The organism is Paraburkholderia guartelaensis (assembly GCF_004353905.1).
GTDB lineage: Bacteria > Pseudomonadota > Gammaproteobacteria > Burkholderiales > Burkholderiaceae > Paraburkholderia > Paraburkholderia guartelaensis.
Window position 1 is genome coordinate 258,048 of sequence record NZ_SMOD01000009.1, and the last position, 11,765, is coordinate 269,812.

Below are 11,765 nucleotides of genomic sequence, written 5' to 3' on the forward strand. Positions count from 1 at the left end.
GAGGCGAAAGTGGCAAACGTGGCGCAATCCCGGCAACCGGGTCAGTCCGGCAGACTCCCCCGCCTGTTCGTGTTTTCCGGTGCGGGGCTGTCTGCGGAAAGCGGCATTTCGACGTTCCGCACCGGCGACGGCATCTGGTCCCACGCGAACATCGACGAGGTCTGCAATTACCTCACGTGGCGCCGCAACCGGCCCGCGGTGTTCCGTTTCTACAACCAGCGCATCGCCGAATGCGGCGACGCGCGCCCGAACGCCGCCCACGAACGGCTCGCGAAGTGGCAAGACGCCTGGGGCACGGAGCGCGTGCATCTCGTCACGCAGAACATCGACGACATGCTCGAGCAGGCCGGCGCGCGCCAGGTGACGCATCTGCACGGCGACATGATTTCGCTTCTGTGCACCGACTGCGATTATCGCTTTCCCGTGTCCGGCCGCGCGCTCGATCCGCAAGCGGCCTGTCCGTCGTGCGGGCAGGTGGAGGGCGTGAAGCCCGGCGTGGTGTTCTTCAACGAGGCCGCGCCCGAGTACGAGACGCTCTGGCGCATTCAGGGCGACATGACGCCGGACGATCTCTTCATCGCCGTGGGGACGGCATTCGAGGTGATCCCGCCCGAGCGGCTTTTGCCGCCTGCGCGTTGCGGGCATTACGCGCGCAATTTCCTCGTCGATCCGGCGCCACAGCGCACGGAATGCTTCGGCGTCGTCGAGGCCAAGCCCGCGACCATCGGTTTGCTCGATCTCGAGCCGACCATCGAGCGGATGATGGCGGGCGACTAGCCGCCACGATGTTTTCACGCGATGCATTCGGCAAGGGCGTGCCTCCTCGGGAGGCACGCCCTTTTTCATTGCGCATGCGTGCGAGACTCGCTTTTTACTTATTCATTCGCTGCCGTCATGAACATTGCAAAGCAGATCGTCGGTTATCTGAAGTCGCGCTCGCTCGTGCTCGTGAGTGTCGAAACCGGCACGGCGGGTGCGATCGGCGCGATGCTGGCCGACCAGCGCGGAGCCGCTGGTTGCCTCGATCTCGGTTGCGTGGCGCATTCGCAAGCGGCGCTTGCAGCGCTGGCCGGCGTCAGTGCGCAGACGATCGAGCGCAACGGCCTCATTAGCGAAGCCTTGGCGCGTGAAGTCGCCGAAGGTGCGCTTGCGCGCAGCGCAGGACGCGCGAGCGTGGCGTTGGCGAGCATCGGCTGGCTCGCCGACGAACATGACGAGCCAGGTGCAATCGTCACGCATTGCCTCGCGTGGGCGTGCATCGAACGCGGCCGGGTGCATAGCATGGGCGAGACGGTGTGCTTTTCCGGCAGAAGAAGCGAGATCCGCAGATCGATCGCACGACGCGCGTTGCTCGGCTTGCCGCGATTCGTCGACGGTGTTCTCACGCGCGATTAAACACAGCGTGGAATGACGTTGCGCGAATGCGCAGCACGCGAGCGCAGCGAGCGTCGCGTGTTTCCCCATAGTCTTTTCAGTATTTATATTTATAAGTAGTAGCAGTTAACAAGTCCTGGCATTAACTGTGGACAACACGAAAATTGCCTGATGGCTCATACCGATGCAAAACGGATAGCCATGCGGACAAAGCTTGTACGCGTTGCGAGCTATTGGGATAACTTTTGAGGCCGCAAAGCCAGGTGCGTGGTTATCAAGAAGTGGTCCACAGGTCGTTCGCCAGGTCGTCCCCAGGTTGTCCAGAGGTTGGCGTGGATAACCTGGTTCGGCGCGACGCAATCACGCGTTATCCACATGCAAAAAAAATGGCGTCGCTCTTGAGCGACGCCATTTATCGAAACAGTGCGGAGCGCGAGATCAACGCCGGGAAATCACGGCGCGCTTTTATACCGTTTCGGCAGGTTGCGTAGCGGCGCGCTGCTTCGCGAGCATGCGCGCTTGCCAGGCCGGCAGCAGTTGGCAGGCGAGCAGGCCGGCGAGCATGAGCGCGCAACCGCCGAATGCGCGCGGCGTGAGTGATTCGCCGAGTGCGGCCCAGCCCGCGAGCGCGGCGAATACGCCTTCCATGCTGAAGATCACGGCGGCGTGCGCCGGCGCGGCGTCGCGCTGCGCGACGACCTGCAGCGTATAACCGATGCCGACCGAAAGCGCGCCGCCATACAGGATGGTGGGCGCGGCGCGCACGATGTCGGCCGCGCGCAGCGGTTCGCACGCGAGCCCGATCGCGAGGCACACCACGCCGCAGGCGACGAACTGCACGATCGAAAGCGCGAGCGGATCATGGCGCGGCGCGTAGTGGCCCACAAGCATGACCTGGATCGAGATCACGAGCGCGCAGCCGAGCTGGTACCAGTCGCCGTACATCACCGAAAAGTGCTCGTTGATGCTGAGGAAATAGAGCCCAACCGCAGCGAGCGCGGCGCCCAGCCATGTGGCGATTCCCGTGCGATGGCGCAGCAGCACGCCGAGCATCGGCACGATTACGACATAGAGCGAACTGATGAAGCCAGCGTTGGCGATCTTCGTGTAGCCGAGCCCGATCTGCTGAAGCGAGATGGCGACGGCCAGCACGAGGCCGAGCACGGTGCCCGAGCCCAGCAGCGCGCCGTTGAAGAGCGCCGGTGCCGCCGCGTTGCCGCTGTCCCCGGCGCCCCGCCGGCTGGGGCGGCGGCGTGCAAGCAAAAAGACCGAGACGACGCCGGCGCCCAGCAGGAAGCGCAGGCCGGTGAACAGGAACGGGCCGATGGCGTCGAGGCTCAGGCGCTGGGCGACGAACGCCGAGCCCCAGATGAGGGCGGCGGTCAGCATCAGCAGATTGGCGCGCAGGTGGCGGCGGGTGGCGGATTGCAAGCGGAGATCTCTTTTCGCGGGGAACGGGCGCGACAGCGTTTTCGACGGTTGGCGCGCGCGGCGCGCAATGTCCGCCTGGTGTCCTGTTGCGCAAGGGGCGGGTTGCCCCATTTTTCTCGCGATTGCATCTGAATCGGGTATCAATCTGGCCCGAATTTGCACGGGGGCAGGCCGATTCAGCGTATTACGTGAAAAAACAACGAACTTCCGGAAAACGAACGCGTAAATGCCGATCGTATCCGAATTGAAAGGGAATTGTCTCCCGGAAAATACACCCGGGCATTAGCGGATGACAAACGCCCTACGCTGCGTAATACTGCTTCGCGCGAAACGCCCGCCTAGATCGGCAAGCGGATCGTTTTGCGGGTTTCACGCTGTTCTAATTCACAACGTGCCGGTCATTATTTGTCAGGTTTTGGGGAACAACAGATGAAAAAGATTCTCGCCTCGCTCATCGCAGCATCGTTCGCACTGGTTACGGCTTCGGCATTCGCACAAGACGCTTCGGCTCCCGCTGCAACCGCACCGGCAGCCAGCGCGCCGGCAAAGGCCAAGAAGCAACACAAGCAACTCAAGCATCACGGCAAGCGTGCCGCTGTGTCGGAAGGCGCATCGGCCGCCGGTACGGCAGACAAGGGCCAGGCAAACTAAAGCGCCCTTCAGCCGTAAAAAAAGCCAGAGCATCTGCTCTGGCTTTTTTTTGCGCATTCGCCGCGGATGAGCGCTCAGGACGCGTCGTGCGCGAGCGCGGCCTCGAGCAGTTCCGTGAGCAGGCCGCTCACGCCGCCCGGGTGACCCTCGGCGCGCGCCTTCAGCTTCTCGACGAGTTCGGCGTTCAGCTTGCACGCGAACGGCACGAGCCCTTGCGCCTGGTCCAGCTTGCGCTGCTCGCGGCGGTCCAGCGCCGGTTGCGCCGACGCCTTGCCGAAACGGTCGGGCCCGCTCTTGTGCGTCGCTTGCATCAGTTTCAGTGCCTTGTTCTTCTCAAGGTCGGTTTTCTTCATGGCCATATGTCGTGCTCCGGTGTTGGGCGGTGGCGCGCATTGTACGCAAACGCCTGCGTGCGTCCATCGCGGCGGCTGGCTTCCTGAGCGCCATGCAGCCGCATCGAGTACCCGTGAAGACCACTACGTGCCGCCGCCGCGATCCGGTCCCTCATGTCCGTTGTGGCGCTCGTGCCGGCTATGTGTCGCGTGCGCCTCGTCCGTTGGACACGTGAGGCCGTCGATCAGCGTGCGCATGCGCTGCCAGTGCGAGCCTTCCCAGAACACCCGCCGGCAGACGTCGCACGTCACGAAGCGCGTCTGCCGGTCATAGACGCCCGTGGGCACGCGCTCGCGCACCGCGGCGCGCTCGATCGGCCGCAGCGGCGCGTTGCACATGAGGCAGAGCCGGAACGGCCGCGCACTCGCCGCGAGGTCGAGCCGCTCGAAAATCTCGTGGACCTGGGCGCGCGGCTTGAGCGCGCGCACGTAGCAGCCGTGCGTGATGCTGCGCCGCTTGAGCAGCTCGCGGTCGCGCGTGAGGACGATGCGGTGTTCGGCGGCGGCGAGCGCCTCGATCTCGTCATCGGGGTAGTGGTTGTCGTAGAGCGTATCGAAACCGGCCAGCCGCAGGAGTTGCGCGAGGCCGCCCAGATGCGCGTCGGCGACGAAGCGCAGTTCGCGCAGCGGCGCGTCGCGCACGCGCAGCAGCGGCCGGATGTCGAGCGCCTCGAACTTCGGGTAGACGGCCACACGGTCACCGTCCGCGAGCGGATGGTCGAAACCCACCGATTCGCCATTCACGAGGATCAGCTCGACTTCCGTGTGCGGCACACCGAGCGCTTCGATCATGTGTTTCGTCGTGGCGTTGCGCGCGCAGGCGCAACTGAACGCACGCCGGCGCAGCGGCCGCGCAAGAAAGTCGTTCAGCTCCTCGTAAAAGCGGAAGGTGGCGGTGACCATGCAAAGCAGTATCGCACCGCCTGCCAGAGCGCGCGCGCGTTCGCGCGGCCTGAGAGCCCGCCTGCAGCGCGGCCCGTCTTGTGCTGTACTGCACCTTTCCTCCGGGTTTCCCCTCGTTTTTCTTGGAAGGAGCAGGCGATGGACATCGGATTTATCGGTCTTGGCGAAATGGGCGGCGCGATCGTCTCCAATCTGCTGAAGGCAGGCCACACGGTGCGCGTGTGGAACCGCACGGCCGCGAAGGCGCAGGCGCTTGCCGACGCGGGCGCGCGCATCGTCGGCACGCCGGGCGAGGCCTTTGCCGGCGACGCCGTGTTCTCGATGCTCGCCGATGACGCTGCGCTGCGCGAAGTCATCGACGCGACGCTGCTCGACCATGCGCCTCAAGGCCTCGTGCACGTGAACATGGCGACCATTTCCGTCGCACTGGCCGAAGCGCTGGCACAGGCCCATGCCGGGCGTGGCTTGCACTACGTGGCGGCGCCGGTGCTCGGGCGCCCGGACGCCGCGCAGGCGGCGAAGCTCACGATCATGGCGGCAGGGGCGTCGGAGGCGATCGACCGCGTGCAGCCGCTATTCGACGTGATCGGCCAGAAGACATGGCGCGTCGGCGCAGTGCCGCAGCAGGCAAACGTGATGAAGCTCGCCGCGAACTTCATGCTGGCTTCGGCCGTCGAGTCGCTCGGCGAAGCGGCGGCGCTGCTCGACGGCTACGGCGTCGCGATGCGCGACTTCCTTGACGTCGTGACGGGCGGCCCGTTTCCGGGCCCGGTGTATGCGGGCTATGGCGGCATGATCGCGGAGCGGCGCTACGAGCCCGCGCTCTTCAAGGCGCGCCTCGGCCTGAAGGACGTGCGGCTCGCGCTGGCGGCTGCCGATGCCGCCGCGACGCCGATGCCGCTCGCGAGCGTGCTGCGCGACAGTCTGCTCGAAGCTGTGGCGCACGGCGACGGTGATTCCGATTTCGCCGTGCTCGGCAAGGTGGCCGCACGGCGCGCGGGCCGCGGCTGACGAGTCTGCGTGAAATGAAGGGGCGCAATGAGGCGCGGCGAACGTTTGCAGGCGTTTTGCGATCAAAATCTTCAGACAACCGCTCGGTGACGCACAAAGAACCCGAGGGCGGCTGAGCACAATGTGGCGCATTGCGATGGACGGCGGCCGGCTTGGCGCCGCCTCCCGCGATGTGGGGACGGGGAACCGATGACGACGACAGGGCACGCACCAGATCCAGCAGGGCATCTGACTGCGTGGCCAATTTCAGGGTAGGAGAACGGCGGATGGAGACGCGCATCCTGATCGCCGATACCGACGAGAAGTCGCTGGACGGGCTCAGCAACTTGCTGACCGATCTTGGTTACGGCGTATCTGTGGCACGCACGCTCGACGAGGCGCTCGACCTTGCCGCGCGCGGCGCGCCCGATGTGGCGATCGTGGCGCTTTCGCTCGCGCAGGACGAGCCCGGAGCGATCGTGCAGCACTTGCGCGCGGTCAGCGGCGAACGCGTGCCGCTGCTGATCGCGCTCGCCGGCTGGGGCGAATCGCGCCACCGCGACGAGGCGCTTGCGGCGGGCTTCGACGTGCATCTGGTGCGGCCAGTGGGACTCGATCAGTTGATGTTCATCCTGTCGATGACAGGACAATGACGGCTATGTTGTTTTAAAGCAACATTCAGGGTGCGCACTACTTTACATGTTGCATTGCATCACGCTAGTCGATACAATGGTTCTTGTCTCCTCCATGTCTCCTCTGATATGGATTCAGCCCGCCAAACATTGGCGGGCTTTTTTTCGTCCATAGCTTTCGCATCGGCGCAGTGCACGGTGTAGGGGCGAAAAAAAACCGGCTCAGCGAGCCGGTTTTTTTGTTTGCGCGGCAAGTCGCGCATGCTTCAGGCATGCAGGCCGGTATCTTCAGCCGCGCCAATCGCGAGGTTCATGCACTGGATCGCCGCGCCCGAGGCGCCCTTGCCCAGATTGTCGAGGCGGGCAACGGTGACGAACTGCTCGTCGTTGCCGAACACGAACAGGTCGACACGGTTCGTGTCGTTGTTCGCCTGAACGTCGAACATGCCGGCGTCGAGGTTCTCATCGGCGTTGAACGGCGCAACACGCACGAACTGCTCGCCCGCGTAGTACTCGGCGAAGAGCGCCTGCACGTCTTGCGGCTTGGCGCCGCGCGTGAGCTGCTTCGGCGAAAAATACGTCGTGACAGCGAGCCCCTTGTAGAACGGCCCGACGATCGGCGTGAACACCGGCGCCGACTTCAGGCCGCCGTGCACCGCCATTTCCGGCAAATGCTTGTGCGTGAGACCGAGTGCGTACGGGCGCGGGCTCGCGAGCTTCGCGTTGCCGCCTGCTTCGTACTCCGCAATCATCTTCTTGCCGCCGCCGCTGTAGCCGGTGAGCGAGTAGCTGTGCGCGGCGAAGTCCGGCGCAACGAGGCCTGCTTCGACGAGCGGACGCATGGCGAGAATGAACGCCGAAGCGTGGCAACCGGGCACCGCGATGCGCTTCGATTTGCGCACCTTGTCGCGTTGGGCTTTGGTCAGCTCGGGCAGGCCGTAGGCCCAGTCAGCCTGGGTGCGGAAAGCCGTGCTCGCGTCGATCAGCACGGTGCGATCGTTCTCGACGAGCGAGGCCGACTCGCGCGAGGCGACGTCGGGCAGGCACAGGAACGTCACGTCCGAAGCGTTGATGAGACGGCGGCGTTCTTCGACGTCCTTGCGCTTCGCATCGTCGATACGCAGGATCTCGACGTCGGCGCGCGGCGACAGGTATTCAAAAATCTTCAGGCCGGTCGTGCCTTCCTGTCCGTCGACAAAAACTTTCGTGCTCATCTCAGTCTCTCTGAACGCGGGGATTGGGGGGCGCCATCACCCAAGGCGATGCTGGAACGGTATTTTAAGACGTCATGCGGACGCGCGTGTGAACGCGTCCGGAAAAAAATCGGGGCTTACCCGTAAGGGCTCAGGCGCTCGCCGCGCGGCCGCTCCCCGTCAGCGGCCGTACGTCACAGTGATTTGTGCGCTTCCGAGCGTCGAGCCGCTGATCTCGCGATCGAACAGCGCGGCAGGGCGGCCTTGCGCGAGCGGGAGCGTATCGATGCGCAGCGCGTAGACGGTGACGACGTAGCGATGGGAATTGCCCGGCGGCGGGCACGGTCCACCATAGCCGTCGATGTTGAAGTCGTTGCGCGCTTCGATCGCGCCGAGCTTGCGCAGCGCTCCCGTGGCGCTGGCGTTCTCCGGCAGGCTCGTGACGCCGGCCGGAATATTCGCGACGGCCCAGTGCCACCAGCCGCGTCCCGGCGCGTCGCGATCGAAGATCGTAATGGCGAAACTGCGCGTATCTGCAGGAGCATTGCGCCAGGTCAAACTTGGTGATTGGTTCGGCCCACTGCATCCCGCATCGTTGAAAACCTGGCGCGGGCCGATTTTTCCGCCATCGTTGAAATCGGCGCTCGATACCGTGAATTTTTCGCCTGCGCAGGCTAAGTTGACTGTCGTCACGACACTTGCCATCGCGAGCCACGCGAATACGCGTGCACGGCGCATGCAACCAGGCTGAAAGTCATATGGAGTACGCATCAGCGAGTTCTCCTGTATGTTTGTGAAATTCTGGCCACGTCGTCCTGAAGGAAAGGTTTGTTTTGTTCCCAAGTCCGAATTTGAACCAATATACCGGCTAAACGAGCGAGCTTTCGCCTGGGTGCGTACCGAGTGCGCGGGAGGTCCGTTATAGTCATATATTCTCCTGGCCAGGCACCTGGAGCTGTCAGACGCCAGAAACGAGACGCGAAATATCGACTGGCGCGCGCGCCGGAGAAACAAGCGGGTTTGCGTAAATGGAGGGGTAATGCAGCAACCAATCAGGGTCGTAGTCGCCGACGATCATCCGGTGATCTTGTTTGGTGCGGAACATGCACTGCTCAACTTTCCCGGGATCCAGGTCGTTGGCCGCGCCCGCCAGTCCACTGACCTTGTCAAGGCGCTGCAAACGGTTTCCTGCGACGTGCTGGTGACGGACCTTGCCATGCCGGGCGGCCAGTACGGCGACGGTTTGCCGCTCATCGGCTACCTGCGGCGCAACTTCCCGAACGTTCCCATCGTTGTCCTCACGATGCTCGAAAATGCCGCGCTGCTCAAACGCCTCCGCGAACTCGGCGTGATTGCGGTGGTGCACAAATCCGATGACCTGAGCCACATCGGTCTCGCGGTGCAGCATGTGAGCCGCAATCTCGAATATATGAGCCCACAGGTGAAGATTGCGCTCGAGCAATTGCGCATCAACAGCGGCGGGAAAACCGATGAAGTGATTCTCTCAAAGCGAGAACTCGAAGTCGTGCGACTCTTTGTTTCGGGGATGACGATTAAAGAAATATCCGAGAAGCTGAGCCGCAGTATTAAGACAATTAGTACTCAAAAGAACACGGCGATGCGCAAGCTCGGACTCGATCGCGACTCCGAACTTTTCCAGTACGCGCAGAGTAATGGCTTGCTCAATCTCTCCTCGCATGCGCGCGATGTTCCCGAACAGGGCGGCGAGGCAGAAAAGGCGCATTGATCCTGCCGCTCTACACCGGTCAGAAAAAAGGCCATCTGCCCAGGAGGCAGATGGCCTTTTTTGCTATGCGCCAGCGCTTGCGCGGCGCGTGCGTTTATTGCGGTGCCGCCGTTGCGCCGCCGTGCGCAGCCGACCACTCAGCCGGTGCGTGCAGGAACTTCTCGACTTCGTCGAGCGTCTTCGTTTCGAAGTAGCCCGACTGCTTGGCGACGCGCAGCACGTCCCACCACGTGGCGAGCGCGTGCAGATCGACGTCAATGTCCTTCAGGACCGAGACGCTTTCCTTGAAGATGTTGTAGTGGAACAGCACGAAGCAGTGGTTCACCTGCGCGCCGGCCGTGCGCAGCGCGTTGATGAAGTTGATCTTGCTGCGGCTGTCGGTGGTCAGGTCTTCGACGAGCAGCACGCGCTGGCCTTCGGTGAGCAGACCCTCGATCTGCGCGTTGCGGCCGAAACCCTTCGGCTTCTTGCGCACGTACTGCATGGGCACCATCAGGCGGTCGGAGAGCCATGCCGCGAACGGGATGCCCGCGGTTTCGCCGCCGGCGACGGCGTCGATCTGCTCGTAGCCGACGTCGCGCAGAATCGTGGCTTCGGCCATTTCCATCAGGCCGCGACGCACGCGCGGATACGAGATCAGCTTGCGGCAGTCGATATAGACCGGGCTCGCCCAGCCGGAAGTGAAGATGAAGGGCTTTTCGGCGTTGAAGTGCACGGCCTTCACTTCGAGCAGCATTTTCGCGGTTGCGTCCGAGATCGTCTGGCGATCGTAGCCTGTCATGGGCGAATCCTTGGATATGAGTGCGGGAGGAGGGTGGGCGCATGGCCCGGTGGCGCTGGCACGGCGGGCGCGAAGCGTGGCTTCGGCGTCTGCGGTGCGCGGCCCGGAGGCGTGGATCGTCTGACCTTCTCACTGCATGGGGTCAAGGCGACTCGCCCGGTCCGGACGGCTTCTCTTGCGCGCGTAGGCCGGTATTTTACCCGACTTGACGACTGCCGACGAGTCGCACGGGCAAGCGCCGACAGCGATGTGGGGCGCGAACGCTTGCGGCACTGCGGTTCGGGCGGTTGCCGTCGCGGTTGTGACGGCCCGGCCACGCCTTTACACTCACGCCGGTTTGCGCTCCCCGTGCGCACGCGTTACTCAGGATTGCCCACATGACCGCCGTTTCTCCGCCTGGCGCCACTGCCAGCCCAGCCGCCGCCACGCGCGGCCACGCCATGCGTGCGCTCGTCGCCTCGGTGCTCGGCTACGCCATGGACGGCTTCGATTTGCTGATGCTCGGCTTCATGTTGCCCGCGATCAGCGCCGATTTGCATCTCTCCGGTGCGCAGGCGGGCGCGCTCGTCACATGGACGCTCGTCGGCGCGGTGGTGGGCGGGATCGTGTTCGGGCTGTTGAGCGACCGCTACGGTCGCGTGCGCGTGCTCACGTGGACCATTCTGCTGTTCGCCGTCTTCACCGGCATGTGCGCGCTGGCGCGCGGCTACGGCGACTTGCTCGTCTACCGCACGATCGCGGGCATCGGGCTGGGCGGCGAGTTCGGCATTGGCATGGCGCTCGTTGCCGAGGCGTGGCCCGCGCAGCTGCGCGCGCGGGCGTCGTCGTACGTCGGGCTCGGCTGGCAGCTGGGCGTGCTGGCCGCGGCGCTGCTCACGCCGCTGCTGCTCCCGCTGATCGGCTGGCGCGGCATGTTCGCGATCGGCCTGCTGCCGGCGGTCGTTTCGTTCGTGGTGCGGCGGCGCGTGGAGGAGCCCGAGCTTTTCGTCGCGCATGCGCAGCGCATGGCCGCTGCCGCCAGGGCCGAGCGCCCCCGCGCCCTGCGCATGCTCGTGGCCGATGCGCGCACCGCGCGCGCGAGCCTTGGCGTCGCAGTGCTGTGCTCGGTGCAGAACTTCGGCTACTACGGGCTGATGATCTGGCTGCCCGCGTACCTTTCGAAGTCCTTCGGCTATTCGCTCACGAAGTCGGGGCTGTGGACCGCCGCGACGGTTGCCGGCATGGCGCTCGGCATCTGGCTTTTCGGCATTGCAGCCGACCGGTTCGGCCGCCGGCCCGCGTTCCTGTTCTATCAGGCGGGCGCCGTGGTCATGGTGTTCGTCTACGCGCAGCTTTCCACGCCGTTCGCGCTCTTGATCGGCGGCGCGGCAATGGGCGTGTTCGTCAACGGCATGATCGGCGGCTATGGCGCGCTCATCTCCGAGTTGTATCCCACCGCGGCACGCGCCACCGCGCAGAACGTGCTGTTCAACATCGGCCGCGCCGTGGGCGGGTTCGGGCCGCTCGCCGTGGGAGCGCTTGCCGCGCGCTATTCCTTCACGGTGGCGCTCGGCATGCTCGCCGCCATCTACGTGCTCGACATTCTCGCGACCCTCTTCCTGATTCCCGAACGCCGCGGCGCGGCGCTCGAGTAATCGGCGCGCATCGGTCAGACAAAAGCGCGGCCACATT

13 protein-coding genes are annotated in these 11,765 nt (G+C 64.5%); 7 read left to right on the forward strand and 6 right to left on the reverse strand.

Annotated features, from left to right (window positions below; translation table 11 throughout):
- Positions 1–9: 9 nt before the first annotated feature.
- Both E1N52_RS14520 and E1N52_RS14525 read left to right on the forward strand, forming a co-directional pair.
- Positions 10–777: an SIR2 family NAD-dependent protein deacylase gene (locus tag E1N52_RS14520; RefSeq protein WP_246089060.1), complete on the forward strand. Its 768-nt coding sequence runs from the start codon at positions 10–12 to the stop codon at positions 775–777.
- A gap of 117 nt (positions 778–894) precedes the next feature.
- Positions 895–1,395 carry a CinA family protein gene (locus E1N52_RS14525; RefSeq protein WP_165979381.1) on the forward strand — a complete coding sequence of 167 codons (501 nt, stop codon included), beginning with the start codon at positions 895–897 and terminating at the stop codon, positions 1,393–1,395.
- Between the two features lie 444 nt (positions 1,396–1,839).
- Here E1N52_RS14525 and E1N52_RS14530 read toward each other — a convergent pair whose 3' ends face one another.
- Positions 1,840–2,805, reverse strand: coding sequence for a DMT family transporter (locus tag E1N52_RS14530; protein WP_246089061.1), 966 nt, complete (start codon positions 2,803–2,805; stop codon positions 1,840–1,842).
- A gap of 429 nt (positions 2,806–3,234) precedes the next feature.
- On the opposite strand from E1N52_RS14530, the gene E1N52_RS14535 reads away from it, so the two are divergent.
- Entirely contained in the window at positions 3,235–3,456 is a 222-nt protein-coding gene (locus tag E1N52_RS14535; RefSeq protein ID WP_028203426.1) for a hypothetical protein, read from the forward strand.
- 74 nt (positions 3,457–3,530) lie between these two features.
- Here E1N52_RS14535 and E1N52_RS14540 read toward each other — a convergent pair whose 3' ends face one another.
- Positions 3,531–3,815, reverse strand: coding sequence for a hypothetical protein (locus E1N52_RS14540; RefSeq protein ID WP_133183447.1), 285 nt, complete (start codon positions 3,813–3,815; stop codon positions 3,531–3,533).
- 117 nt (positions 3,816–3,932) lie between these two features.
- On the reverse strand, positions 3,933–4,751 hold the full coding sequence (locus E1N52_RS14545; protein WP_133183448.1) for a Mut7-C RNAse domain-containing protein: 819 nt from the start codon (positions 4,749–4,751) through the stop codon (positions 3,933–3,935).
- Between the two features lie 138 nt (positions 4,752–4,889).
- On the opposite strand from E1N52_RS14545, the gene E1N52_RS14550 reads away from it, so the two are divergent.
- Positions 4,890–5,762, forward strand: a complete 873-nt coding sequence (locus E1N52_RS14550; protein WP_133183449.1) for an NAD(P)-dependent oxidoreductase — start codon at positions 4,890–4,892, stop codon at positions 5,760–5,762.
- A 266-nt stretch (positions 5,763–6,028) separates the two neighbouring features.
- The gene (locus E1N52_RS14555; RefSeq protein WP_165979382.1) at positions 6,029–6,394 is read left to right on the forward strand and encodes a response regulator; all 366 of its coding nucleotides are present in this window, start codon (positions 6,029–6,031) and stop codon (positions 6,392–6,394) included.
- 245 nt (positions 6,395–6,639) lie between these two features.
- Here the strand turns inward: E1N52_RS14555 and argC are convergent, their stop codons facing one another.
- Both argC and E1N52_RS14565 read right to left on the reverse strand, forming a co-directional pair.
- Positions 6,640–7,587 (reverse strand): N-acetyl-gamma-glutamyl-phosphate reductase, encoded by a 948-nt coding sequence (gene argC / locus E1N52_RS14560; RefSeq protein ID WP_133183451.1) that lies wholly within the window; start codon positions 7,585–7,587, stop codon positions 6,640–6,642.
- Positions 7,588–7,746: 159 nt separating this feature from the next.
- Entirely contained in the window at positions 7,747–8,271 is a 525-nt protein-coding gene (locus E1N52_RS14565) for a YbhB/YbcL family Raf kinase inhibitor-like protein (protein ID WP_246089069.1), read from the reverse strand.
- Between the two features lie 334 nt (positions 8,272–8,605).
- On the opposite strand from E1N52_RS14565, the gene E1N52_RS14570 reads away from it, so the two are divergent.
- Positions 8,606–9,313, forward strand: a complete 708-nt coding sequence (locus tag E1N52_RS14570) for a response regulator (protein WP_133183452.1) — start codon at positions 8,606–8,608, stop codon at positions 9,311–9,313.
- A gap of 94 nt (positions 9,314–9,407) precedes the next feature.
- Here the strand turns inward: E1N52_RS14570 and E1N52_RS14575 are convergent, their stop codons facing one another.
- Complete coding sequence (locus E1N52_RS14575; RefSeq protein WP_133183453.1) at positions 9,408–10,094, reverse strand: orotate phosphoribosyltransferase; 687 nt, start codon at positions 10,092–10,094, stop codon at positions 9,408–9,410.
- Positions 10,095–10,471: 377 nt separating this feature from the next.
- On the opposite strand from E1N52_RS14575, the gene E1N52_RS14580 reads away from it, so the two are divergent.
- Positions 10,472–11,728 carry an MFS transporter gene (locus E1N52_RS14580; RefSeq protein WP_133183454.1) on the forward strand — a complete coding sequence of 419 codons (1,257 nt, stop codon included), beginning with the start codon at positions 10,472–10,474 and terminating at the stop codon, positions 11,726–11,728.
- Positions 11,729–11,765 lie beyond the last annotated feature (37 nt).

Coding starts and splice junctions, on each gene's coding strand:
- E1N52_RS14570 (WP_133183452.1), top strand. CDS start 8,606: ATGCAGCAACCAATCAGGGTCGTAGTCGCCGACGATCATCCGGTGATC.
- E1N52_RS14565 (WP_246089069.1), bottom strand. CDS start 8,271: ATGGCAAGTGTCGTGACGACAGTCAACTTAGCCTGCGCAGGCGAAAAA.
- E1N52_RS14535 (WP_028203426.1), top strand. CDS start 3,235: ATGAAAAAGATTCTCGCCTCGCTCATCGCAGCATCGTTCGCACTGGTT.
- E1N52_RS14555 (WP_165979382.1), top strand. CDS start 6,029: ATGGAGACGCGCATCCTGATCGCCGATACCGACGAGAAGTCGCTGGAC.
- E1N52_RS14575 (WP_133183453.1), bottom strand. CDS start 10,094: ATGACAGGCTACGATCGCCAGACGATCTCGGACGCAACCGCGAAAATG.
- argC (WP_133183451.1), bottom strand. CDS start 7,587: ATGAGCACGAAAGTTTTTGTCGACGGACAGGAAGGCACGACCGGCCTG.
- E1N52_RS14550 (WP_133183449.1), top strand. CDS start 4,890: ATGGACATCGGATTTATCGGTCTTGGCGAAATGGGCGGCGCGATCGTC.
- E1N52_RS14545 (WP_133183448.1), bottom strand. CDS start 4,751: ATGGTCACCGCCACCTTCCGCTTTTACGAGGAGCTGAACGACTTTCTT.
- E1N52_RS14540 (WP_133183447.1), bottom strand. CDS start 3,815: ATGGCCATGAAGAAAACCGACCTTGAGAAGAACAAGGCACTGAAACTG.
- E1N52_RS14580 (WP_133183454.1), top strand. CDS start 10,472: ATGACCGCCGTTTCTCCGCCTGGCGCCACTGCCAGCCCAGCCGCCGCC.
- E1N52_RS14525 (WP_165979381.1), top strand. CDS start 895: ATGAACATTGCAAAGCAGATCGTCGGTTATCTGAAGTCGCGCTCGCTC.